Annotated in this window: 22 protein-coding genes; 14 read left to right on the top strand and 8 right to left on the bottom strand. The window is 56.7% G+C overall.

Going from position 1 to position 25,011, the window contains the following annotated elements; all coding sequences use genetic code 11:
- Positions 1-4 precede the first annotated feature (4 nt).
- Positions 5-271, bottom strand: a complete 267-nt coding sequence (gene hgcC / locus Dform_RS10440; protein ID WP_076004915.1) for an HgcAB-associated protein HgcC — start codon at positions 269-271, stop codon at positions 5-7.
- Between the two features lie 253 nt (positions 272-524).
- Between hgcC and Dform_RS10435 the strand changes: the two genes are divergently transcribed.
- Entirely contained in the window at positions 525-953 is a 429-nt protein-coding gene (locus tag Dform_RS10435; protein ID WP_076004914.1) for a C-GCAxxG-C-C family protein, read from the top strand.
- A gap of 3 nt (positions 954-956) precedes the next feature.
- On the opposite strand, the gene Dform_RS10430 is transcribed toward Dform_RS10435, so the two are convergent.
- The 3 genes from Dform_RS10430 to purM form a co-directional block, all read right to left on the bottom strand.
- Entirely contained in the window at positions 957-1,982 is a 1,026-nt protein-coding gene (locus Dform_RS10430; protein WP_076004913.1) for a nicotinate phosphoribosyltransferase, read from the bottom strand.
- A 12-nt stretch (positions 1,983-1,994) separates the two neighbouring features.
- Positions 1,995-3,530 (bottom strand): bifunctional phosphoribosylaminoimidazolecarboxamide formyltransferase/IMP cyclohydrolase, encoded by a 1,536-nt coding sequence (purH, locus tag Dform_RS10425; protein ID WP_076004912.1) that lies wholly within the window; start codon positions 3,528-3,530, stop codon positions 1,995-1,997.
- Between the two features lie 83 nt (positions 3,531-3,613).
- Positions 3,614-4,627, bottom strand: coding sequence for a phosphoribosylformylglycinamidine cyclo-ligase (purM, locus tag Dform_RS10420; RefSeq protein WP_076004911.1), 1,014 nt, complete (start codon positions 4,625-4,627; stop codon positions 3,614-3,616).
- Between the two features lie 245 nt (positions 4,628-4,872).
- Between purM and Dform_RS10415 the strand changes: the two genes are divergently transcribed.
- From Dform_RS10415 to Dform_RS10405, 3 genes are read left to right on the top strand one after another with little or no spacing between them, the layout of a single operon-like run.
- Positions 4,873-5,808: a DnaJ C-terminal domain-containing protein gene (locus Dform_RS10415; protein ID WP_076004910.1), complete on the top strand. Its 936-nt coding sequence runs from the start codon at positions 4,873-4,875 to the stop codon at positions 5,806-5,808.
- Between the two features lie 18 nt (positions 5,809-5,826).
- Complete coding sequence (locus Dform_RS10410; protein ID WP_076004909.1) at positions 5,827-6,141, top strand: MerR family transcriptional regulator; 315 nt, start codon at positions 5,827-5,829, stop codon at positions 6,139-6,141.
- A complete protein-coding gene (locus tag Dform_RS10405) occupies positions 6,142-8,637 on the top strand; it encodes an ATP-dependent Clp protease ATP-binding subunit (protein ID WP_076004908.1) in 2,496 nt (831 codons plus the stop codon).
- A gap of 64 nt (positions 8,638-8,701) precedes the next feature.
- Here Dform_RS10405 and Dform_RS10400 read toward each other — a convergent pair whose 3' ends face one another.
- Positions 8,702-10,132 (bottom strand): cytochrome c3 family protein, encoded by a 1,431-nt coding sequence (locus Dform_RS10400; protein ID WP_076004907.1) that lies wholly within the window; start codon positions 10,130-10,132, stop codon positions 8,702-8,704.
- A gap of 244 nt (positions 10,133-10,376) precedes the next feature.
- Here Dform_RS10400 and pyrG point away from each other — a divergent pair, with 244 nt between their 5' ends.
- The 10 genes from pyrG to Dform_RS10350 all read left to right on the top strand — a co-directional run bounded on the left by pyrG (position 10,377) and on the right by Dform_RS10350 (position 21,636).
- Complete coding sequence (gene pyrG / locus Dform_RS10395; protein ID WP_076004906.1) at positions 10,377-12,023, top strand: CTP synthase; 1,647 nt, start codon at positions 10,377-10,379, stop codon at positions 12,021-12,023.
- Between the two features lie 136 nt (positions 12,024-12,159).
- Positions 12,160-12,825, top strand: coding sequence for a fructose-6-phosphate aldolase (gene fsa / locus Dform_RS10390; RefSeq protein WP_076004905.1), 666 nt, complete (start codon positions 12,160-12,162; stop codon positions 12,823-12,825).
- 63 nt (positions 12,826-12,888) lie between these two features.
- Entirely contained in the window at positions 12,889-13,245 is a 357-nt protein-coding gene (locus Dform_RS10385; RefSeq protein WP_076004904.1) for a four helix bundle protein, read from the top strand.
- Between the two features lie 212 nt (positions 13,246-13,457).
- Positions 13,458-14,699 carry a transcription termination factor Rho gene (gene rho, locus Dform_RS10380; RefSeq protein ID WP_076005152.1) on the top strand — a complete coding sequence of 414 codons (1,242 nt, stop codon included), beginning with the start codon at positions 13,458-13,460 and terminating at the stop codon, positions 14,697-14,699.
- Between the two features lie 794 nt (positions 14,700-15,493).
- Positions 15,494-18,598, top strand: coding sequence for a hypothetical protein (locus Dform_RS10375; RefSeq protein WP_076004903.1), 3,105 nt, complete (start codon positions 15,494-15,496; stop codon positions 18,596-18,598).
- 284 nt (positions 18,599-18,882) lie between these two features.
- Positions 18,883-19,125, top strand: a complete 243-nt coding sequence (locus tag Dform_RS10370) for a ribbon-helix-helix domain-containing protein (protein ID WP_076004902.1) — start codon at positions 18,883-18,885, stop codon at positions 19,123-19,125.
- Positions 19,110-19,448 carry a type II toxin-antitoxin system PemK/MazF family toxin gene (locus Dform_RS10365; protein ID WP_076004901.1) on the top strand — a complete coding sequence of 113 codons (339 nt, stop codon included), beginning with the start codon at positions 19,110-19,112 and terminating at the stop codon, positions 19,446-19,448. The genes Dform_RS10370 and Dform_RS10365 overlap by 16 nt, the downstream gene beginning before the upstream one ends.
- Positions 19,449-19,851: 403 nt before the next feature.
- Positions 19,852-20,166, top strand: coding sequence for a hypothetical protein (locus Dform_RS10360; RefSeq protein WP_076004900.1), 315 nt, complete (start codon positions 19,852-19,854; stop codon positions 20,164-20,166).
- Between the two features lie 18 nt (positions 20,167-20,184).
- Positions 20,185-21,222 (top strand): histone deacetylase family protein, encoded by a 1,038-nt coding sequence (locus tag Dform_RS10355; protein WP_076004899.1) that lies wholly within the window; start codon positions 20,185-20,187, stop codon positions 21,220-21,222.
- 63 nt (positions 21,223-21,285) lie between these two features.
- Positions 21,286-21,636 carry an endonuclease domain-containing protein gene (locus Dform_RS10350; protein ID WP_076004898.1) on the top strand — a complete coding sequence of 117 codons (351 nt, stop codon included), beginning with the start codon at positions 21,286-21,288 and terminating at the stop codon, positions 21,634-21,636.
- A 187-nt stretch (positions 21,637-21,823) separates the two neighbouring features.
- Here Dform_RS10350 and Dform_RS10345 read toward each other — a convergent pair whose 3' ends face one another.
- Genes Dform_RS10345 through secD form a run of 3 tightly spaced genes read right to left on the bottom strand, consistent with a single transcriptional unit; the run spans position 21,824 to position 24,986 of the window.
- Positions 21,824-22,729: a cation diffusion facilitator family transporter gene (locus Dform_RS10345; protein ID WP_076004897.1), complete on the bottom strand. Its 906-nt coding sequence runs from the start codon at positions 22,727-22,729 to the stop codon at positions 21,824-21,826.
- Between the two features lie 3 nt (positions 22,730-22,732).
- Entirely contained in the window at positions 22,733-23,644 is a 912-nt protein-coding gene (gene secF / locus Dform_RS10340) for a protein translocase subunit SecF (protein ID WP_076004896.1), read from the bottom strand.
- A complete protein-coding gene (secD, locus tag Dform_RS10335) occupies positions 23,637-24,986 on the bottom strand; it encodes a protein translocase subunit SecD (RefSeq protein ID WP_076004895.1) in 1,350 nt (449 codons plus the stop codon). Before secD ends, secF begins: the two co-directional genes overlap by 8 nt.
- Positions 24,987-25,011 lie beyond the last annotated feature (25 nt).

Below are 25,011 nucleotides of genomic sequence, written 5' to 3'. Positions count from 1 at the left end.
CTCCTTAAAGTTCTTTAACCAGGGGCCCGAGCAAATCTCTGGCGTTTTTCGCTAGATTGTCTGCCTTGGTCAGGACCAGGCAGCAAGGCTTTCCATTGCGCGTCAGCGTAACCAAGGCCATCTTGTCGCCGGCAATCAATCCCAGCCCTTCGCGCACTTCTTTGGGCAGCACCACCTGGCCGCGGCCATCGACGGAAACTATCGCTTCGACCCGGCAGCATTCGGTCGACTCGCCGCATCCACTTTCGGTAGATTTTGTTTTCTCGGTCATCCCAACCTCCGCAAAGGCAGATAAATCAGTATAATCAGAAAAAGCAGATAGTGTCAAATTGTTCGTCTTAAGCGCGTGCTTGGCTGGAGCAATTGGTTTACTGTGAACCAAAACCCACGCTTAAAATTATGGGACTTTCACAAAAAGCACCGGAGAGGAAAGCCTTGTACGATTAATGCTGCAAAATCCTCGGGATAGTGGTAAATTAGCCGACACGCCCAACGAGGGTTGGAATTTGGAACAGGAGAAATTGATGACCCGTTCTGAAAACGCGCGGCTGAACATGATCGAATCCAAAATGAACTGCGCTCAATCGGTATTGACCGCTTTTTGCGAGGATCTCGGGCTCGATAAGGCAACCGCATTGAAGTTATCGAGGGGATTCGGCGGGGGGATGGGAAGAACCGGAAATACATGCGGCGCCGTTACTGGGGCATATATGGTGATCGGGCTTTCCGAACAGAAATCAGCTCGGGAAGGCGTCGAGGCTGTCTACACCCGGATCCAGGAATTCAACCGGCGGTTTGTAGCGGTTCATCGAACGACCGGTTGCACGGAACTGCTGGGCTGCGATCTCGGCACTCCCGAAGGCTTGGCCAAAGCCAGGAGCGAGGGTTTGTTTACCAGCCTGTGTCCGAACTTTGTCGCCAGCGCGGTGAAGATCCTGGAAGAACTTAAATAGAAATCACATAACGCGCCTGAGGCGCGGGCTGGCCGTTATTCCGGGGATCCTGCCTCGTTTGGCTATCGGTTTACCGTCGATCTCGTGAAGATCTCCGGTGTAATCTATCGGCTTGGCGCCTGATATATAACTGCCGACGCCGAATCCGGTCACCGGGGCGCCGCGCTCGATGAAATACCTGATACGGTCAGGGGTAATACCGCCGGTTACAAAAACGCCAACTCCATGATGTCCAGCCTGGTCAAGCCGGGCGCGGATCTCTTTGACCAGTTCTGAGGTGACCCTTCCGCGCTCAACAGGGGTGTCCAAACGGACGGCTTTGAGCTTATCGCCGAGGGCATTGGCAACCCGAAGACTTTCTTCAGCCTCGTCTTTGAAGGTGTCAACCAGGGATACCCGGGATACGGATTGATCGATATATTTGTCAAAGGCAAGAGTGGCTTTAACGGTGTCGCCCATGACGATGATAAGGGCATGAGGCATCGTCCCTGACGGTTCGATGCCTGCCAGTCTGGCACCTTCAACGCTCGAACAGCCCGCGCACCCGCCAATGACGGCGGCGTAGTCCATTCTTCCCGAAACCAGCGGGTGGACGTGGCGGGCGCCGAAACTGATGCAGGGAATGGCGCCGGCAGCCTGGACGCACTCACCGGAGGCGGTAGCCCACCCGGTTCCGGAAGCCAGGAAACCCAGAATGGCGGTCTCATAGAGCCCGAAGCTCTGGTATGGCGCCCTGATGCGTAAAGCGACCTCTTTGGAAGCCACGGCGTCACCGTCTGCCAGTGCCCAAACTTCCCGGCGGGCTTCGGGCAGGACCCGGTCGAGCAAGGCCAAAACTTCATCCATACCACAGATGATGCCCGGGGCGTTGGGAAAGACCTCCATGACCGCCGTCGGGTTCAGGTCTTCTTTTCTCAGGATTTCGATGGTACGGTGAAAATAAACGTCCGCCGAATCGCCCTCGACCACGGCTTCGGGCGGCGGGAACTTCTCCCACTTGTTTAAATGAGCGGAATCATGGTCATTCATATTTCGTTATTTCTAATGCAGAAAATGCCGGATCCCTGTAAAAACCATGGCGATGTTGTTTTCATCTGCCGCCTGGATCGACGCATCATCCCTGATAGAGCCGCCGGGTTGGATGATGGCTACAACCCCGGCTGCCGCTGCTTGCAGCACGCTGTCGTTAAAGGGAAACATGGCATCGGAGGCCAGCACACTGCCTTTCGATTTTTCGCCCGCTCTCTTGACCGCGATATCGACACTGGTGACCCGGTTAGGTTGGCCGGCGCCCATGCCCAGGAGCATCCTGTCTTTGACGAGGGCGATTGCGTTGGACTTGATATGTTTGACCGCACGGAAGGCGAACAGCATATCGGCGATTTCGGCTTCGGTGGGCGCCCGTTTCGTCACTGTTTTGAGGCTTAACGCCGAATCCGGCATGATGTCGGCCTGTTGAACCAGCAGACCGCCTTTCACCCGGCGATAGTCGAGGGGCGGCTGGGTCTCCGGAGCAGGAAGTTTGGCCTTGAGAATGCGCAGGTCCTTCCGCTTTTTGAGAATGTCGAGCGCGGCTTCCTCGTAGTCCGGAGCGATCGAGATCTCGTAGAAAGTCCCTCTCATCGCCTCGGCCATAGCGGCGGTGAGCGTCCGGTTGACCGCCACAATGCCGCCGTACGCGGAAACCGGGTCGCCCTCGAACGCTTTTTTGTAGGCTTCTGATAGATCTTCGCCGCTGGCAAGCCCGCACGGGTTGGTGTGTTTAATGATGGCTACGGTCGGATCCGAAAAATCGGTGGCCGTCGACCAAGCGGCATCGGCGTCCAGGATGTTGTTGAACGAGAGTTCTTTGCCCCAGAGCTGTTCCGCCCAGGTGATGCCGCTGTTCTGGCTGGCGCCGACCCGCTGTTCGGCGTAGAAGGCCGCAGGCTGGTGGGGGTTCTCGCCGTAGCGCAAGCCGTAGCGTTTTTTAAGTGCGATGGTCATGTTCTCCGGGAAGCCTTCATTCCCTTGCCACAGGTACTGTGAAATCGCCGTGTCGTACATCGCCGTGTGCTGGAAGGCTTTCTGAGCCAGGCGCTTGCGGTCGTCGAGGGTGAGCCCGGGACCCTTCAGTTTGTCGATGATCATAGCGTAATCGCCGGGATCGGTGACGATGATGACGCCGGGGAAATTCTTGGCCGAAGCCCGGATCATCGCCGGCCCGCCGATATCGATGTTTTCCAGGGCGGTTTCCAGAGTGACATCACCCTTTGACACCGTCTGGACAAATGGGTAGAGGTTGACCACCACCATGTCAATGGGTGTGATGCCGCTTTGGGCCAGCTGAGCCATGTGGTCTTCCTTGTCGCGCCGGGCCAGGATGCCGCCGTGAACCATAGGATGAAGCGTCTTGACCCGGCCGTCCAGGATCTCCGGGAATCCGGTGATATCTGAAATCGAATGGACAGGGACTCCGGCCGCCGAGAGGGATTTCTTGGTGCCGCCGGTGGAGAAGACCTCCCAGCCCAGTTTGGCGAGTTCGGTGGCGAAGGATTCTAATCCGGTTTTATCGGAGACACTGAGAATGGCTCGCATAATGCATTCCTCCTACGATACGCCGGGCTTTTCTTGCGCCGGCGATAGTGCTCTGAGATCGAGGTAAGATACTCGACATAAAGTTAATCGATGGTGACTCTCCCGAGCCCTTTATCCGCGGTCACTTCACCGATGACCTTTGCCTCGGGCATTGATTTCAACAGCGACGGAACTTTAGCCGGTTCAGCAACAATCACCATGCCAATACCCATGTTGAACACCCGGTACATCTCGGCATCGGCTACATTCCCCAATTCCTGGATAAGTTCGAAGATCGGAAGTACTTCCCAGGCGCCTTTGGTGATATGGACAGCGGTACCGGGCGGTAAGGTTCTGGGGATGTTGTCGGTAAAGCCGCCCCCGGTTATGTGCGCCAGTCCTTTGATTTCGGTGAGAACGGGTTTCAAGTCGGCGAGATAGGACCGGTGGGGCGTGATCAGGGCTTCACCGACACTGCCGGTCAGGATGGGGTAACGCATGATCATTGCCGACGCCGTCTCTCCCAGGACTCTCCGGGCGAGGGAATAACCGTTGGTGTGAAGCCCGGTCGAAGGCAGCCCGAGGACGGCATCACCCGGTTTTATGGATTGCCCGTTCAGGATGTCGTCTTTTTCGACGATACCGACGATAAAGCCAGCCAGGTCATAGTCATTGCCGTGATATAACCCTGGCATTTCGGCGGTTTCTCCGCCGATCAAAGCGCAACCGACCTGTTGACATGCTGTGGACAAGCCTTTGACAACCTCAGCTATCAGGACCGGGTCAAGCTTGCCCATGGCGATATAGTCCAGGAAGAACAGGGGGGTCGCGCCGCAGGTCAGGATATCATTAACGCTGTGATTGACTATGTCGATGCCCACAGTGTCGTGTTTGCCCATGGCCGAAGCTATCCGGAGCTTGGTGCCGACGCCGTCGCAACTGGAGACCAGCACTGGTTTGTTGTAACCGCATGGCACTTCGAACATGCCGCCGAAGAACCCGGGGCCAGCCAGGACATTTGGCGTCAAGGTGGCTCTGGCAAGGTTTTTGATCCGTTCCTTTGCTATGGCGGCGGAATCGATGGAAACGCCGGCGGCGGCATACGCATCTTGTTTGATGGGAGTCTCCTTGGGGTTGATGCCGAAATGATAGCATCTGCCGAAGGCTGACGCAATCTGAAACCTTATTTATAACCCTTAAAACGGCTCTTTTGAGCTCGGGGATTTAGAGCTTACAATGGGAGTTGGGACGATGGGGATGACCCATAGAGTTAATACAGATGTATCAAGAATAATGATAATAATTAGACAAAAAACCTTAGTAGCGGGTATAATGGATTATCTTGTTGTAACAAGAGGTCACTATGGCCGCTAAAGACTATTACGCTACCTTGGGTCTCAGCCGCACCGCCACCGAAGATGAGATAAAAAAAGCCTTTCGCAAACTGGCGCGGAAATATCATCCTGACGTTAACCCCGGAGACAAGGCCGCCGAAGCTAAGTTCAAAGAAATCAACGAAGCTCACGAGGTATTGTCCGATAAGGACAAGCGCTCCAAGTACGATAAATACGGCGAAAACTGGCAGCATGCCGAAGCCTTCGAAAAAGCCGGGGCGGGGAGCCGACAGTACGGCGGCGGCGGTACTCCATTTGAAGGTTTTGATTTTCAACAATCCGGCGGATCTTTCGGCGGCGCATATGCCGGCGAAGACGTAGGTGATCTTTTTGATCAGATCCTTCGGGGCGGCCGGCGGCGGCCTCACCGCGGCCAGGATGCTGATTATGAAATCGAGATTTCTCTGGAAGAGGCTTACCACGGGACCAACCGGATGCTGACTATGCAGGGCGCCAAGCCGGAAAAGCTTGAAGTTAAGATTCCTGCCGGGGTAACTAACGGTTCAAGGATTAGACTCGCCGGCAAAGGCGGGGAAGGAAGCGGCGGCGGTCCCCGCGGCGATCTGTACCTGGTCGTCAAAGTGTCGCCCAATGGCAGATTTGAGCGCAAGGACGATGACCTTTTCACGACAGTCGATGTTCCCTTGACCGTGGCGGTTTTGGGCGGAGAGGTCACAGTTCCTACCATCAAAGGTACCCGCCTGGCATTGAAGATCCCCGCAGAAACCCAGAATGGAAAGACGTTCAAACTAGGCGGTCAGGGCATGCCTCACCTGGGCAAGACAGGTAATGGGGATCTCATCGTCCGGATGAACGTCACCCTGCCCACCAAACTGAACGATAAAGAAAAAGAACTGTTTAATGAACTGGCCAAAATCCGGCCTGCCGGTCAGGCTGCAAGTTAGCAGTTACAGGAGTGTGTGATGGAAGAAGAACGATATCGGCCACGTTATGTGATCCATGTCGCCGCTGAGTTGATCGGCGTAAAAACGCATACGCTTCGTTATTATGAGCGTTCGGGACTGGTGAAGCCTCAACGGTCGCCGGGCAATATCAGACTTTATTCGGAAAGTGACATAGATATACTGCGCCGGGTCAGGAATCTCATCGATGAGTTGGGAGTCAACATGGCCGGTGTGGAAGTTATCACCAATATGCTGCAGAAAATGAACGAAATGATGAAGGAGAATGAAAGGCTTCGCGCAGAAGTTCTCCGCTTGCAGAAAGGAAGAAGTTAAATGAGACAGGAAAAATTTACCGAGCAGGCCCAGGAGGCCGTCGCCGCGTCACAGCAACTGGTGAGGGAATACCGGCACAACCAGTGGGATGTCGAGCACCTGCTGATGGCGTTGTTGACCCAGGACAAGGGTCTGGTCGGAGAGCTTGTTAAAGAACTGGGTGTCGACGCCGATGCCATTAAAACTGAAGTTGACGCCGCCTTGTCCAGGGTGCCCAAACTGGATTATGACGCCCAGCAGATATTCCCCACCCCCCGCATCGTCCAGGTCGGCCAGGAGGCGTCTCAGGAAGCCCAGCGGTTGAAGGACGAGTTCATCGGCACCGAGCATATCTTCATCGCCATCGTGGGCGAGCCCAAGGGGCTTTCGGCGTCTATCCTGAAGAGCTTCGGCATCGACAAAGAAAAGGTGTATTCGGCTTTACAGAAAATCCGCGGCAGCCACCGCGTCACCGACGCCCGCGCCGAGAGCAAGTACCGTTCCCTGGCCAAGTACTCCCGCGACCTGAACGAAATGGCGGAACAGGGAAAACTGGACCCGGTCATCGGGCGCGAACTTGAAATACGCCGGGTGATGCAGATCCTGACCCGCCGCACCAAGAACAATCCGGTCATCGTCGGCGAGGCCGGTGTGGGCAAGACCGCCATTGCCGAAGGCGTGGCCGAAAAGATCGTTGCCGGAGACGTCCCGTCTTCCCTTAAAAATCGGCGTGTCATGGCCCTGGATATGGGTTCGCTTTTGGCCGGCGCCAAGTTCCGGGGAGAATTTGAGGAGCGGCTTAAGGCGGTGATGGACGAGGTGCGCTCGTCGCAGGGGGAAGTTATCCTATTCATCGACGAGATCCATACCCTCGTCGGCGCCGGAGCGGCCGAAGGGGCCATCGACGCGTCCAATATGCTCAAACCCTCTCTAGCCCGTGGAGAGATGCAGGTTATCGGCGCCACTACGTCCGATGACTACCGCAAATACATCGAGAAAGACAAGGCGCTGGAACGGCGTTTGCAACCGGTCTTCGTTGACGAACCAAGCGTTGAGGATACCATTGAGATTCTGAAGGGTCTGCGCCCCAAGTATGAGGCTCATCACAAGATCAAGATCACCGATGAGGCTTTGGACGCCGCCGCCAGTTTATCGCAGCGCTATATAACTGATCGGCATCTGCCCGACAAGGCCATAGATCTTATCGATGAAGCCGCCTCCAAGATCAGGCTGGATATGGAAAGTACCCCCGAAAACGTACGTGAAATTGAAAAGCGGCTGCAACAGCTGCAGATGGAAGAGGATGCCGCTTCCCAGCGTAACGATTACGCGGAGGCAGCCTCTTTGAAGAGCGAGCGCCTGCGCCTGGAAGAAGAATTCAAAAAGGAGCGGGACGCCTGGATGGCCGGTAAAAAGATAACCGGGGAAGTCTGCGCTCCCGATATTGCCGCACTCATCGCCGTCTCTACCGGCATCCCGGTAAGCCAGATGCTGGAAGGTGAAGCCGAAAAGCTGGTTCATATGGAAGAGCGTATCCACGAGCGTTTCGTCGACCAGAATGAGGCTGTCGTCGCGGTGGCCGAAGCCATCAGGCGCAGCCGGGCGGGACTGAAGGATCCCCGTCGGCCGATAGGCAGCTTCCTCTTCCTCGGCCCGACCGGGGTCGGTAAGACCGAACTGGCCCGTTCTCTGGCCTGGTTCATGTTCGGCGATGAGACTGCTATGGTCCGGATCGACATGTCAGAGTACCAGGAACGCCACACCGTTTCCCGCATGATCGGCGCGCCGCCCGGCTACATCGGCTTCGAGGAAGGCGGCCAGCTGACCGAAGCGGTCCGGAAACGCCCTTACCGCGTGATCCTGCTGGATGAGGTCGAAAAAGCCCATCCTGAAGTGTTCAACGTGTTGCTACAGCTCCTGGACGACGGCCGTCTCACCGACGGGCACGGCCGGACGGTGGACTTCAAGAACACCGTGGTCATCATGACCTCTAACGCCGGGGTTGAGACCATCCGCCGCGAGTCCCGCCTTGGTTTTGCCACCGGGGGCAACGGCGACGGCCGAGAGGGCTACGAAAAGATGCAGGAGAAGGTACTGGCCGAGGTCCGCAAGATGTTCCGGCCGGAATTCATAAACCGCGTCGATGAAATTATCGTCTTCCACGAACTCGGGGAGGAACAACTCCGGCATATCGTGGACCTGATGGCCAAAGAAGTCGAAACAAGGCTTGAAGATATGTCGATCGGCATTGTCATCACAGAGGCTGCCAAGGGTTGGCTGGCCAAGGTCGGCTACGATCCGGTCTACGGCGCAAGGCCGTTACGGCGGGCTATTGAAAAGTATGTCGAGAACCCGCTGGCCACCCGAATCCTTAAAGGCGATTTCAAGGAGGGTTCGACGGTGGTTGTCGATCTTGGGGGCGATGAATTGACCTTCACGCCTAAAGGGGAAGAAATTCCTGCCGGCAACGGCCGTCGCAAGGGTCGCAAACCGGCGGCTCCAGCCAAGGGTTCGTAACTCCAAAACGGTAAACAAAAGAAGGGCGGGTCAACCCGCCCTTCTTGCTTTATCCCGAGTGAACTTATCGCTTCAACCACTGGAACATATGGGGCCATTGGCTGGTGTTGGCGGTGGTGACCGCGGTGTGGCACACGTTGCAGGCGTTGAAACGCTCCGGGGTGGTGCCGCCGTGGGCTTCCATGTACTCACCCAGGCTCCCGTTGTTACCGCCTCCCTTTGAGGTGGGATGGCAGGTCTCACAGGCCCCGATAGGCAACGCCTTGCCCTGGTATTGCAACGCCTGGAAATTGTCGGATAGGACCTCCGTCGGCACCATGGCGTGCGGGCTGGAGTGGCAGGCGGTGCAGTACATACCCCCGTGGCCTGTGTCATTGCGGTAGAGAATCGAACCGGTGTCGACTTCCGCCACACCCGAATGGCACTGGACACATTTCGGCTCGGTGAACCAGGGCACCCGGCCGGCGGTGATAGAGCTTCCAACATTAGCCAGCGTCCCGTGGCAGCTGGTGCAGTTCCCGTCGGCGGCGGTGTGGGCTATACTGCGGCTGCAATTGGTGTTGGCGCCCGGATGGCAGTCGTAGCAATTCGGCTGGGGATTCACCGTTGAATGCTTGGTGTGCATCGCCTGGGACAGGAAGGTCCCGGCAGACCCGGGTTGGGTTAGCCCCAGCACCGGAGAACCGTGGCAACTGGCGCACAGCACGGGTTTCTGGCTGACCAGGGAAGTGCCTTCATTTTTGTCATGGGTAGCCAGGATGTTGGCGAAGGTATTCGTGGTGCCATGGCACTTGGCGCAGTTCATCTCTTCCGATGTCGGCGCCGTGGTGTAAGTTTGAGCAACAATGGAACCGCCGGAGTTCTTTACCGTTATCTCGGCTATCTGATAGGGCGTCCAGGTGCCGTTGTCCAGGATGGGGGTCAGGGGGATGCCGTCGACCTCGAAGTGGTCGGTCTTGTTGACCATTGAACCGGACAGGCCGTTGCTGATCGACGGATCGACGAGATTCAAGCCTTTGTTCTTTTCGACAGTCACGCCGAAAAGCTTGAGCACATTGTCCCAGAATTGACCGAAAACGCTCTTGCCATATGAGTAGGTATTGCCCACGATGCGGTACTCAACGCTAAAACCCTGGGTAACCACCTGCGGCGGGTTACCCCGCTTGACCACCTGTGCCCAGATGGTGTTATAAGGCGGCAAGACAACCGCCGAATCGTAGGACGGGTTCAGGCAGTGCATGCCGAGGTCGTTCCAGGCGAAAACAACGTACTGGGTATTCTGGAGGGTGGTTTTCTGGCTGATCAACGCAGCCGGAACGTTCAGTTGAGGTACGCCGGTTGAGGGAATGGTGGGCGGATCGGTGATGATGCCGTTTGAAGTCGTGCTGGTGTTTGTTTTCGCGCCTTGCCCGGAGCATGCCGGGATCAATAAAAGGGAAGCAAAAACTATCGCCGTGAGGATTACAAGTTTGTGGTTCGGGTGAAGTGAACGCATCGGCTTGGAACCTTTCTTTAATCCCCAATAATGTTAGCCTCGAAAAGGTGAACCGTCATCAGCAAAACTACTTAAAAATTGGTTTTGGGGGTACGTATTTCGGGTTATTTTCCTGTTTGGGCAGTTGACAACGTTCGGGGGCGTACCTATAATAGCTGTCGGGCTTGTGAAAGTCCGCCCCGCAAAAATTTCCACATGAACATCGCAATGACTTTCCATTTGAAAATTCAGGTATTGCTTTTGGATGACTAAATACATCTTCGTCACCGGCGGCGTGGTCAGCTCAGTGGGCAAAGGCATCACCGTCGCCAGCATCGGCACCGTGCTGAAAAGCCGGGGAGTCAGCGTCTCGGTCCTCAAGCTCGATCCTTATCTCAATGTCGATCCCGGCACCATGTCTCCCTACCAGCACGGCGAGGTCTTCGTCACCGGCGACGGCGCCGAGACCGACCTCGACCTGGGCAACTACGAACGCTTTATCGACATCGATCTCACCGCCGAATCCAACACCACATCCGGCCAGGTGTATTCCGCGGTCATCGCTAGGGAACGCCGCGGCGATTTCCTGGGCGGCACCATCCAGGTGGTGCCGCACCTGACGGGCGAGATCAAAGACCGGTTCAAGAAGCTGGCGGTCAAATCCAAAGCCGACGTCATCCTGATCGAAGTCGGCGGCACGGTCGGCGACATCGAAGGCCAGCCGTTTTTGGAAGCCATCCGCCAGATGCGCAAGGATGTCGGCCGCGACAATGTCCTCTACGTTCATGTCACTCTCCTTCCTTATATAGGGCCCACCCAGGAACTCAAGACCAAGCCCACCCAGCACAGCGTCAACGAACTCCGCCGTATCGGTATCCAGCCGGATGTCGTCGTCTGCCGTTCCGATGTTCCCATCCCTGAATCGATACGCGACAAGATATCCCTTTTCTGCGACGTCGACCGGGAAGCCGTCATTTTTGCCCAGACCGTCGATTCTATTTACGAAGTGCCCCTGATGCTTGAATCGGAAGGCCTGGGCGACTTCCTCGTCCGCAAGCTGGACCTGAAGTCCCATGCCCCCGAACTCGACGCCTGGCGCGAAATGGTATCCTGCGTCAAGGGCGCCTGCGGTACCGTCCGCATCGCGCTGGTCGGCAAATATGTCGAATTGAAAGACGCCTATTACTCCGTCCGAGAGGCTCTTTCCCACGCCGGTATGTTCCACGGCCGCAAGGTGCAGATAGACTGGATCCAGTCTGAAGACCTGGAAAAACCCGGCGGCGAGAAACTGCTGGAGCACGCCCAGGGCATCATCGTTCCCGGCGGTTTCGGCGACCGGGGCATCGAGGGCATGATCAAGGCCGCCCAGTACGCCCGCGTCCATAAGGTGCCTTACTTCGGCCTGTGCCTGGGCCTGCAGATCATGGTCATCGAGTTCGGGCGCAACGTGCTGTCGCATTCCCGCGCCAATTCCACCGAGTTCGACGCCGGCACCGCCCACCCGGTGATAGACATCATGCCGGAGCAGAAGGCGGTCTGCGGCAAGGGCGGCACGATGAGGCTGGGCAATTGGCCGTGTCAACTGGTTGGCGGCACCCAGGCGGCATCCGCCTACGGGCGCGACCTTATTTACGAACGCCACCGTCACCGCTTCGAGTTCAACAACCAGTACCTGGAACGCTATGAAGCGGCGGGCATGGTTTTTTCCGGCCTGTCGCCGGACCGGAAGCTCGTTGAGATCTGTGAGCTGAAGGGCCATCCGTGGATGATCGCCTCGCAGTTCCATCCTGAGTTCACCTCGCGGCCTGGCAAACCCCAGCCCCTCTTCCGCGATTTCATCGGCGCGGCCAAAAACGTCATCCGCGAGGGTGACCAGCCTGCTTTGCCGTTGACTGAAATATCTAATGTCTAATATCTAAATCCTAAACAATGACCAAATATCAAATATCGAAATTTAAAACGTGTTTTGCCATTGGTGCTTTGGTCATTTGAAATTGTTTTGTGCTTAGACATTAGATATTAGGATTTTGGTTCAAAACAGGAGCCTCATGAAAATATTCCTCGATACCGCCAACATCTCCGAAATCAAAAAGGGCGCCGCGATGGGCGTCATCCACGGCGTGACCACCAACCCGTCCCTGGTGGCAAAGGAAGGGCACAAGGACTATAAAGCCGTCGTTAAGGAGATTGCCAACCTCCTGCCGGTGGCGGCGCCGATCTCTGTCGAGGTCGTTTCCGAGGCAGTGGCCGACATGGTCGCCGACGGCAAGCGGTTTTATTCCTGGGCGCCGGAAAACGTCGTCGTCAAGCTGCCGATGAACGCCGAGGGACTCCAGGCGACGCGCGAACTTGCCAAGGACGGCGTCCGGGTTAATATGACGCTGTGTTTTTCGGCCAACCAGGCTATTCTGGGGGCTCTCGCCGGCGTTGCCTTTATCAGCCCGTTCCTGGGCCGCCTCGACGACATCGGCCACGACGGGATGCAGCTTATCCGGGACATCCTGGCCATCTACCGGAACTACGATTTCAAGACCGAGGTCATCGCCGCTTCCATCCGCCACCCCCTCCACACCATTGACGCCGCCAAGGCCGGCGCCCATATCGCCACTATTCCTTACAAAGTGCTTGAGCAAATGCTGAAACATCCCCTCACTGATATCGGCATCCAACGTTTCCTCGATGATTGGAAAAAGTCGGGAGCCACCAATCTCTAATATCTAATTTCTAATGTCTAAACAATATCCAATACCAAATATCAAAAACTTTGGTTGAATGAATTGGAAACCGTAAAACCGAAACATGACCTTGAAGAGCGGACGTTGAATTTCGCAAAACGGGTCGTTACGTTTGTCGGAACGGTTCCGCAAAGTTTGGCCAATGTCGAAATAATTAAACAACTAGTCAGATCATCAGGCTCAATAGGTGCCAACTATATTGAAGCCAACGAGGCGATAAGCAAAAAAGATTTTACATTAAGAGTAAAAATCTGCCGCAAAGAGGCTAAAGAAACGCGATACTGGTTGCAGCTTATTGAGGCAAAAGGTGACGAACAGGTTAAACAGAGGGAATTGCTTTTCAAAGAGGCAACCGAGATCACCAAGATATTTGGAGCTATTGTAGATAAAACGACTTGATACAACTTTTTCCGATTTTGAAATTAGAGATTTGGATTTAGACATTATTTTGGATTTAGAAATTAGACATTAGATATTCGTGACCCAAGGAGAATCCCATGACCGAAATCGATCCCGTCAACAGTATTGAACCCGTCGAGGTTCAGCGAACCCCCGAACCCCCCGCCCCGCCGCCGCCGCCGCCGCCGCTGGCCTTGTCCGTCCTGGAGACGATGAGCAGGGAAGACCTGCTCGAACTGGCCAAGCGGATGAAGCTGGTCGGTGTCACCGGCGCCAAGAAGCAGGAGATCGTGCTGCGGCTGCTCCAGGCGTTCACCGAGCAGCAGGGCAACATCTTCTGCTCCGGCATCCTGGAGATCATGCCGGACGGCTACGGCTTCCTGCGCCAGGCGTCGCTGCTGCCGTCGAACTCCGATATCTATATCTCCCAGTCCCAGATCCGCCGCTTCGGACTGAGGACCGGCGACATGATCATCGGCCAGTCGCGCCACGCCAAGCCGGGCGAGAAATACTATTCGCTGCTTAGAGTCGAAGCCATCAATGACCTTAACCCGGACGTCGCCAAGCAGCGGCCTCATTTCGGCGCTCTCACTCCCACGTTCCCGGACAAGATGATCAACCTCGAGACCGAAATGGGACAGCTTTCGACCCGCCTCATCAACCTCATCGCCCCCATCGGCCGGGGCCAGCGCGGCATGGTCGTATCGCCGCCCAAGGCCGGCAAGACGATGCTTCTCAAGAATATCGCCAACGCCGCCACCGGCAATTACAACGACATTCACCTGATGGTCGTCCTTATCGGCGAGCGCCCGGAAGAAGTCACCGACATGCGCCGCTCGGTCAAGGGCGAGGTCATGGCCGCCACCTTCGATGAAGCCGTGGAGAACCAGACCCGCGTCGCCGAGCTGGCCCTCGAGCGCGCCAAGCGCATGGTGGAATCCGGCAAGGACGTCCTGATCCTGCTCGACGGCATCACCCGCTTGACCCGCGCCTACAACCTGGCCATGCCGCCATCCGGCCGCACCCTGTCCGGCGGCCTCGACCCCGTCGCCCTGCACCCGGCCAAGAAGTTCTTCGGCGCCGCCCGCAATACCGCGGAAGGCGGCAGCTTGACCATCATCGCCACCTGCCTGGTCGACACCGGCTCCCGCATGGACGACCTGATCTACGAAGAGTTCAAGGGCACCGGCAACATGGAACTGCACCTCGACCGCAGACTGGCTGAACGCAGGATCTTCCCCGCCTTCGACATCCCGCGCTCCGGCACCCGCCGCGAGGAACTGCTTATGTCGGATCAAACTTTCAGGCAGGTCCAATTGCTCCGGCGCATGGTCGCCCTCATCGCCGACGACGCCACCCACTTCGCCGAGGTCACCGAGCGCGTCCTGGACAAGCTCAAGAAGAGCCGCAACAACACCGAGTTCCTGGACAACCTGCAGCGGGGCAAAGACTAAAAACTATCTCCTCTCCCGCTGACGGCGGGAGAGGGTAGAGCCTGCACTGAGCGGAAGCGAATGTGGTGAGGGCGAGCGGATGCCCTCCCTTATAATGAAATCCGGAAGGGCGCTGCGGCGCCCTTCCTTTTTTTATTGTGTCTTTGCGAGGAGGGTGAAGCCCGGCGTGGCTTTCACTAATCCGTGCGCCCTAGCTTGTCCCGATGCTAATCGGGAAGCTTGTCGAAGGGTGAAATGATCCTTGTTAAGCACCGTCCGTTCGTGGTGAGCCTGTCGAATCCATGAACGGGCTAAAAAGGCGGTTTGTTTACTTGATTTTGCCGAAGCATCCCGGCCTACCGGTTAAAGCTGACGGCTGATAGCTGATTGCTGACAGCTGACGCCCAAAACTACTCGACATAAAAAAATAATGTATAACTTTCTCCTAACGTCCCCTTTCCCCGTCCGTTATTATTTTTGAAACCGGCATGCCCCTCGCGCTCTTCGTCTTACGTTTGGAATTTGGTAGTTTGAACCTGTTTGGTATTTGGAAATTGGTATTTGGAATTTGGACCCGGGAGGAGTGGTAGGGATTGACACTGGTGTTATCATAGTAAGAAGTGCAGGGAGAACCACCTGTACTGCGATGTTTTGTGATTAGTCGTAAATTAATATAGAAAGGAAGTGATGGGATTCGAAAATGAGCCGTAAGGCGGAACATGACACAATTGCTACCCCATAAGTCTAAGGGAAATAACCAAAAATAACCGATAGACAATAACCATAATAAAATTGAAAGGTAAACTCAAAGGTCGATGAAACACTTAAATAAAATCTTCGGTATCGTTATGACCGCAGCGATCGCCGCCAGCATGCTGGTGGTGTCCGCTCTGCCCGTCAGCGCTGCGGACAACGCCTGGACCGCAGTCACAATGCCCACGACAACTAGCCTCACTGGTTCCGGTCTTCTGACCAAAGCCATTGATGGTACCCTTTACGCCTGGACCAACACCGCCACGGCTAACACCAACAGCCTTGCCAAATCCACCGATGGTGGCCGCACCTGGACGTCTGTCAAGACTCCCGGCACCACCGCCGGGGCTGCTGCCATCACAGCCATCGCCACCTCACCCAGCGAAGCGAATGTTCTTTACATCGCTACTGGCTTGAGCGTGTGGAAATCCACCGATGGCGGCGCCACCTTTGCTGCCCTGCCCGTCGGCACGATTGCCGTGGCAGGTGTCACAAGCGTCAAATCCCTCGCTGTTGGCCTCCTGGGCGGCAGCTATAAGGTATTTGCCGGTACGGATGGCGGCGTGTACCTGTTTGACGAAGGTGTCTCCCTGAACAACCAGTTCGTCCTCTTTGGCGGCTTGGTTGCCAACGTTCTTGACGTCAAACTGTCTCCCACCTTCAACACTGCCGCTGGTATCTACGCTCTAACATCTACTGGCACTAACGCCTCGCTCTACGTCAGCACCGGCGGTGCATTCGCTCCGACTCCGGCCACAATCGCCTCCGGCGCTGGTACTACGGTTGGTGAAATCGGCTTCTCTGCCGATTTCAATATCACCAGCAACCCCGTCCTGTGGGTTGGTACTGATGGCGCAACCGGTGGCATTTTCCGCACCACCCTGGGTGGCACCGGTTTCCACCTGGGCGCCAACCTGCCTGTTGCCACCATTGATGTCACCGGTTCCGGCGTCTTCGGTGGAGCCGTTACCATCGTCTTCGGCACTACCGCCGGTGAAGTCTACACCACGTTCAACGCAGGCTTCTCCTTCAACGCTGCTGGGGCTAACCTGACCGGTGGTGCCCGCACCGCCTACGTTGCCCTTGCTAACGACTACGCCACTTCCGGCACCATTTTCGCCTTGAAGGCCGCTGGCGCTGCCGGTGATGAAACTGCTTTCAGCGTTTCCACCGATAAGGGCGCTACCTTCAGCCAGATCAGTTTCATCAACTCTTCCATCAATGAGATTGATAGCACTGCCTTCGCCGCGAATGGCGACTACTACATGGTTACCTCTGCCGCCGTAGTTACTCCTGGCGCCGGCGATGCCTTCACCTTAACAGCTACTGCTGCTGGTACGGTAACCTTGACTGGTGCGGTCGCCGCTGTTATCACTACGAATACAAGCGGTACTTCTTCAGTCGCCGGTTTGACCATCACCTTCGGTGGTGTTGGAGATGTGGCGACAGTTACAGCCACCGCAGCTGGCAATGCTAGCTGGACTGGTGCAGCCACTGCTCTCGAAACCGTTGACACCAACGCCAGCATGACCGTTGGTGCTTCCGGTGTCGCTTTCGCCATGGACATGAATCCCGTAACCACTTCCGGTAACCATAGCCTCTGGCGGAACGTCGGCGGCAAATGGAATCGCATCCAGGGCAATGTGGCCGCTGGCATGTATTCCATGCTCCGCGTTTCCCCCAACTATGCCACCGACAAGGGTGTCTACTACGTCTCTGCTACTAACGTTATCATGGCTTCCAACGACCAGGGTATCACCTTCACCGCCCAGTCATTCTCCCCTGGTACCATCACCACCTACGTGGTGTTGGACAATGCCACCTTTGTAGCCGCTACCTCCACCGCCGGTATCCAGAGAACCACTAATAATGGTTTCGTTTGGAACCAAGTCAGCACCCAGAACGCCGCTTTCCTGGTCCGCTCTTCTGACAGCACCGCTCTCGCAGCTGTCACCGCCGCCGGCAACGTCTTCACCTCTGCCGATCTCGGCGCCACCTGGAAGGCCGCTCTTTCCACCGGTTTGACCCTGGCCAACATCAGCGGTGTCACCTTCCAGAATGGTTCCAACACTGTTCTCTATGCCGTCACCAATGCCACTGGCACTGGTAACATCTACAAGTTGGATACCGCTGCTGCTACAGTTGCCTGGGGTACCACCGACTTGAACACCGGTACCGCAGTCACCAATGGCGTTGGTATCGTTTCTGGCGTAGCCGCCAGCCCCGTTATATACGCCCTGGGCGCTAACGGCGCTCTCGTCCGCTTGTTGACTGACAACAGCGCCAGCGAAGATATCGCCGCTGCCACTGGCGTCACCGCTGCCTCTGGACTCTTCATCGTACCCGCCGCCGGCGGCAACACGCTGTGGGCTGTTACCGCTACCAAGCTGTACACCTTCAAAGACACCATCGCTGTCGCCGTCCCGAACGTTGCGGTCACTTCCTTTACCACCACCACCGCTAATGTGACCTTCGGCGCTGTCGCTGGCGCTACCGATTACGCCGCCTTCGTCAAGGCCGGTACCGCCGCACAGAAAGACTACTTCACCGCCACCACCGTCGGTACCGTGACAGTTGACAAGACCGCTCTCACTGTTACCGTAAGTGGCTTGACCTCTGACACTACCTACACCGTAAGTGTCTTCGCCAAGACCCCGTTCACCTCTCTGGTTGGTTCGAAAACCTTCTCGACTCAACCCAATGTTGTTACCAATCCAGTGGACCTAGCTCCCGCCATGGGTGCTACCGGCATCGCCCTCACCCCCGGCTTCGGTTGGGGCGCTGTCACCGGCGCTACCAGCTACACTGTTGAGGTTTCAACCTCCAGCACCTTCGCTACCCTGGTTGGCACCAAGCAGACCACCACCGTCCCGGCCTTCGCCTGGACTACTCCGGCTTTGGCCTACAGCACCACCTACTACTGGCGTGTTGTTGCCATCACCCCCACTGGTTCGTCTGATCCGGTCGTCAGCGTCTTCACGACGATGGCCGCTCCGGTGACCCAGCCGACCACTCCTCCCGGCACGACCACCATCACCAACACCACAGTTACCCTGACCTCCCCGGCTGAGACCACTCCGGCCTACATCTGGGCGATCATCGGTATCGGCGCTCTCCTGGTTATCGTGGTTATCGTCCTCATCGTCCGCACCCGCCGCGTCGCCTAACCTTAAACGTTAGACAATCGGTTGGATAAAAAGAGGGGCTCCCGCAAGGGGGCCCCTCTTCTATTGTTCCTTTCCCTTATTCACTTCTGTCTTTGCGAGGAGGGCACAGCCCGACGGGGCAATCTGCCCCCTATGTCTTTGCGAGGAACGAAGTGACGTGGCAATCTCACGTGAATTGTTTGACCTATTTCAGAATCCTTCTCTCTGTTAATCATGATAGAAAACCCTGACATACAACTTGACGCTCTCGGAGGTATGACATATAGTAATACCGGAGAATGAATATGGAAAAGACCAAAGTTGCTGTTACTATCGACACCAAGACTCTTGAACGTCTGGATCGTATGGTTAAAAACCGCGTTTTCAATAATCGAAGCAGGGCGATCCAGCAAGCCGTCGAGGAGAAACTTGACCGGCTTCAGAGGAGCAGGCTCGCGATAGAATGCGCTAAACTCGATATCCCAGCGGAGAGGTCCATGGCCGAAGAAGGTCTGGCTGAGGACGCTATAACGTGGCCCGAATACTGAGAGGCGAGGTCCGCTGGGCGGATCTCAATCCCGTTAAGGGACATGAACAGGGTGGTTTGAGGCCGGTTGTAATAATCAGCCAGGACGTTTTCAACGAAAGATCGGGAACCGTCATTGCTTTGGCGGTTACCAGCCAACCGCAGCGGGCGGGCTTCCCGCTAACCCTGGAAATCGGAGGCTGCGGGCTGCCCAAACAGTCATGGGTCAAGATCGGCCAGGTGCGCGCCCTTTCGAACGAACGTATCGGAGAAACCATCGGCGTCCTCCCTCCCGAGCAGATATCGCAACTTGTTGAAGGCCTCAACGAGATCGTCGGGGACTAGGGGCTTGCTTTGGAGAAGGCACAGCCCAACGCGGCAATCTACCCCCTGTGTCTTTGCGAGGGCTGCCGGTTGGCAGTCCGTGGCAATCTGATTGGGAGTGTCCAAGATCAACCAGTTCCGTTTTTCTGAATACTGCTCAGTTTGAAAGCAGCACGCCGTCCCCCCGATTGTCATTCTGAACGTAGTGAAGAATCTCCATCTCGCCCTTCGATATTACCCTTCCTTTCTGCCGATAGAGTCTCCCCGGCCGCCTATTACTGAATACCGTAAACTGAAAACTGCTGACAAAAATATTCCACCAAAAACGTCATGAGACGCTTGACATCGAATAAGAACATAGGTACTATGTATGCCAGTACATACATTCTATGAAAGGTCTTTGGGAAATCGGGGACATATCCTCATGACGATTCAACACTCTGTTGAAAAGAAAACGAAAACCTTAAAACCAATCGGTTTTGAAAACGAATCCCACGTTTGGACTGAACGTAAAAATACAGCATTCGTTTTGCAAAAAACATTTTTGGAAATGTCGCCAAAACAATTTGCTCGTTTTTTTCAGACAACCCCCCAACTCCTTATCGGGGTCCGATTCGTTTCATTCGTTTTCACCCTCACCGGCGCAACGCACAACACCCCGGCGCGAAACAGCGCAACGAGAGCAAGAATTGTTTCATTTGTTTTACAGCAGAGAATTAGACTGAACGCTGATAGCTGATAGCTGAAAGCTGGCACTATGAAAACCGGCTACGTCTTCCACCCCTCATACCTCCTCCATGATCCCGGCGCCGGGCATCCGGAAGCCGCGGCGCGGTTGGCATCGGTGATGGCTTACCTGAAATCGTCCGGCCTCCTTGAAAGGCTGGTCAAAGTCGAAGCCCGTCGCGCAACCGCCGAGGAAATTTCCCTCGTCCATACCCCGGCGTATCAGGAGAAAATCAATTCGATATGCGCCTCAGGCGGCGGCAGCCTGGACGCGGATACCGTCCTTTCACCGGGGTCTTGCGAAGCATCGGAATATGCCGCCGGAGGCGCTGTGGCGGCTGTAGAGGCGGTGATGAGCGGAACAACAGGGAAATGCTTTGCCCTGGTCCGGCCGCCCGGCCATCACGCTTTCCCCGGCCGGGGTTCCGGCTTCTGCGTCTACAACAATATCGCCGTCGCCGCCCGGTACGCCAGGGTAAAATTCGGCGTCCGGCGGGCGGCCATCCTGGATTTTGACGTCCACCACGGCAACGGCACCCAGGGGATCTTCGACGATGATCCGGAAACTATGTATGTGTCCGTCCACCAGTCGCCCCACTACCCCGGCAGCGGCGGCGTCGATGATACAGGGATGGGTGGCGGGAGGGGTACCAAGGTCAACATCCCGTTGCCGGCGGGTTGCGGCGACGCGCAGTACGCCTTAGTCTACGATGAGATCGTGATGCCGGCCGTCAGGCGTTTCAAGCCTGAGTTGATCCTGGTTTCCGCCGGCTATGATGCCCACCGGGACGACCCGCTTGGGGGGATGAAACTGACCGAAACCGGCTACGCGGCGATTGTGGCGAGGATCGCGGCGCTGTCGGAGGAGTGCTGCGGCGGCAAAGCCGTTTTCTGCCTCGAGGGCGGGTACAATCTGGAGGCTCTTGCCAGATCGATCGGGGCGACTTTCAGGGTGTTGGTGGAGGAGGCCCCGGCGGTGGGGATCGAGACGGAACCGTTAAATTACAACTTTGGGCCACCGGATATAGCCGGACTGATCAGGGAACTCAAAACGATCCATAAAATCTGATAGCCGCCACATCAATCCCCTCGCCCCCACGGGGCGAGGGTTAGGGAGAGGGGGAACATCTCCATGAAACGAACTAACACAGAACTTGCCCGAAATCTTCGGCGGGAACAAACGCCGGCGGAGAGATTGCTCTGGAATCACCTGAACGCAAAACAACTGGGTAGCCTTAAGTTCAGGCGGCAACATCCTATCGGGGATTACATCGTGGATTTTGTCTGTCCGGCTAAGCTCCTCATAATAGAACTTGATGGCGGCCAACACGACGAGGCAAACAACCGAATCAACGACGCTCAGAGGGCGAAAGTTCTCGAAGCGATGGGTTATCAGGTAATCAGGTTCTGGAACAGCGAGGTACTTCAAAATCCAGAGGGAGTTATACTAGTGATAAGACAATGCCTGGGCTTTGTTGAGTAATGAACCCCCTCTCCCTACCCTCTCCCCGTGAGGGAGAGGGGACAAACGGGTGGAGTTCTGGCAATGAACCCCCCTCCATACACCCTCCCCGTTGGGGAGAGGGGATTTGAGACAGCGAGGCTTGTTTACCACCAAATATTCGACAAGAAGCCAACTGTCGACTGTTAACTGTGAACTGTGGACTGCCCTATCCGCTCCGCCGTGAATCGCAGGACATTTCGCAGGACTTGCAAGAATCGTCGCAGGGTTCGACATGGAGGGTTATTTCCAATCGGGGAAGGCGGCGTTTCAGGTCGGCTTCCAAATGGTCGCACATCTTGTGCGCCTCATCGACCGAAAGCGTCCCCGGCATGACCAGGTGCAGGTCGGCAAACCTCTCGGCGCCGGATTTTCGGGTGCGGATCTCATGGAAATCGACTAACTGGCTTTTATGTTCCGCCAGGGTATCGATGATGATCTTCTCTTCCTCCGGTGGCAGCCCGGTATCGATAATGCCGCCGAAAGACTTCCTGAGAATGTCCCAGGCGGCCTTGACGATGATCAAAGCAACCCCTATGGCGATGATCGGGTCGAGGATCTTGAGGCCGGTGAACTGGACCAGCGCCAGGCCCACCAGGACGCCAAGCGAGGTGATGACGTCCGTCCGCAGGTGCTGGCCGTCCGCCTCGAGGGCTATCGAATCATGGATCTTCGCCTGCTTGAACAGGTTGCGGCTGACCAGGGTATTTACAATCACGGACACCGCCATGACCGCGATGCCCCAGCCGAGGAGTTCGACCTCGACGCCGTGCATGATCTTCTTGACCGCCTCGTAGATGATCCAGATAGCGGCGACAAAGATGAGGACGGCTTCGACGCTGCCGGAGACGTTCTCCCATTTGCCGTGGCCGAAAGGGTGCTCCCGGTCGGCGGGCTTGCCGGCGGCGCGCAGGCCGAAAAAGGCGATGACCGCCGCCAGAAGGTCGATCGAGGAATGGATGGCCTCGGCCAGGATGCTGACCGAGCCGGTGACCAGCCCCACTACCAGCTTAAGGGCGATCAGCAGCGAGTTGGAGCCGACGGAGATGGCGGCGACGCGGCTGGCACCGCTCATGAGCTAGGTTCCTGCCCGGGAAACCCTGGGCGCAAGGCGTCTTTTGTCGAAATTGTCCCAGATCACCAGGATCGCCGGGGCCACAAACAGGGAGTCGTAGGTGCCGACCAGGATGCCGATGAACATGACGATAGCCAGGTTCTCCACGGTGGCGCCGACGAAGAGCATCAGCGCCAGCACTGCGATGATGGTGGTAAAGGAGGTATTCATCGACCTGACCACGGTCTCGACGACGCTGCGGTTGACGGTGGCTTCGAAGGTCGGAGCCACGCCGCGCAGCACGTTTTCCCGGATGCGGTCATAGATGACCACGGTGTTGTTCACGGTGTAGCCGAGCACGGCCAGGATGCCAATGACGAATACCAGGTCTATCTCCCAATGGAAGACGCTGGCCAGGATGGCGAAGATACCCAGGACGACGATGACATCGTGAATCAGGGCGATGACGGCGCCGGTGCCATAATGAAGCGGCTTGGGCATCCGCCTGAAGGCATAGGTCAGGTACAGCAGAATGCCGACGGCGGCCAGGGCGATGGCCCCGGCGGCGATTTTCCGGGTATCGCCGGCGATGGTCGGATCGATTGACTCGAAGCCCTCTTCAGTGAGCGCGCCGAAGGAGGTCTCAAGGCCGGTCTCCAGGCTGTTCTTCTGAGCATCGGTGACAACGCTGAGATGGATGATGAAATCACCGCTGCCGGTTTCCTGGATGACGGCTTCGGGGTGGCCCAGATCGCGCATTTTAGCGTTCAGGTCAGCCAGGGCGGGGGCAATGTCGAACTTGACGGTGAGCGACGAACCGGCGGAAAAATCGATGCCTGATTTGAGGCCGAAAATCGTCAGGCTGAGTATCGAGCCGATAACCAGCAGCCCGGAGATGATCAGAAAAATATTTCTTTTGCCGATGAAGTTAGGCATTGCGGTCTCCCGATTCAGTGGTAAACAGGGCCAGGTTTTTGGTGAGATTCGTCCCGATAGTCATCCTCAGGAAGGTGCGGGTGACGAAAATGGCGGTGAACATGCTGGCGATGACGCCGATGCCCAGCGTCAGGGCGAAGCCCTGGACCTTCTCGCCGCCGGTGACGGTGGCGCCGACCCAGACCAGGATGCCGCAGACGATCAGGGTGGTGATATTGGAGTCCCAGATGGCGCTCCAGGCCCGGGAGAACCCGGCCTCGATGGCCGCGCCCAGGGTGCGTTTGGCTCGGAGTTCGTCCTTCATCCTTTCAAAGATGAGGACGTTGGCGTCGACCGCCATGCCTATCGAAAGGATGAAACCGCCGATGCCCGGCAGCGACAGGGTGACCGGTAACAGCTTATAGACGGCCAGGATAAGAGCGACGTAAAACAGCAGCCCCAGGCTGGCCAGGAAACCGGGGAAGCGGTAGAAGAGGATCATGAAGGCCATAACCAGCAGCACGCCGACGATGCCGGCCAGGAACGACAGGTGGACAAAGTCGGAGCCGAGGACCGGCGAGACGGTGTTTTGATAGATGATGGTCAGCGGCACCGGCAGGCGGCCGGCATTGAGCTGCTTCGAAAGAAGCTGGGCTTCGCTGATCGAAAGCCCCTCGATGACGCCCCTGTCGGTGATGACCGCGTTCACCGTGGGAGCCACCGGCTGGCCGTCGTCGCCAAGCAGGGTGGTGTCGCCCTCGAAGATGCCGAGGCGCTTCCCCAGCATCCGCGTGGTCACCGCCTCGCTGATCTTGGCGCCTTCATCGGTCCATTCGAAATTCAGTAATACCTGGCCGGTCTGGCTGTTGGTGGTCAGAAAGGTATTGTCCTTGAAGTAGCTGGAATCCAGCACCTTGCCGTCCGGGGTTCCGGTGTCGGTGGCCGGTTTCCATTTGCCCAGGGCGTTTTCCCAGGTGTAGGGCTCGTCACCGGTGACCAGTTCGCCGAAAACCAGCAGCGCGGTGGAGCCGATGCGCTGCTTCTGCTCGTCGGAAAGGGCGGTGCCCGGCAGATCGACGACAATACGGTCGTCACCCTGCTGGGCGATGTTGGGTTCGCTGACGCCAAGGGGATTGACCCGGTTGGAAATGACCGAGACGACGCCGGAGAGAACATTGCCTTTTTCACTGTCGGCCACCCCTGAAAGGTCTGCCTGGTAGACGATATGCAAGCCGCCCTGGAGGTCGAGGCCGAGCTGGATCGGCTTGCCGAAGAGGACGCCCTTGCCGGTCGGCAGGACGATCAGGGCTGAGAGCACAAACAGGATGAGAATCACTACGAATCCGGGAAGGTGTTTTTTCATTCTTTCATTTCCATGATGGTCGTTC

Source organism: Dehalogenimonas formicexedens, from assembly GCF_001953175.1.
Classification (GTDB): domain Bacteria; phylum Chloroflexota; class Dehalococcoidia; order Dehalococcoidales; family Dehalococcoidaceae; genus Dehalogenimonas; species Dehalogenimonas formicexedens.
Note: the sequence above shows the minus strand (reverse complement) of the source record. Positions and strands in the feature narration are given on the sequence as shown.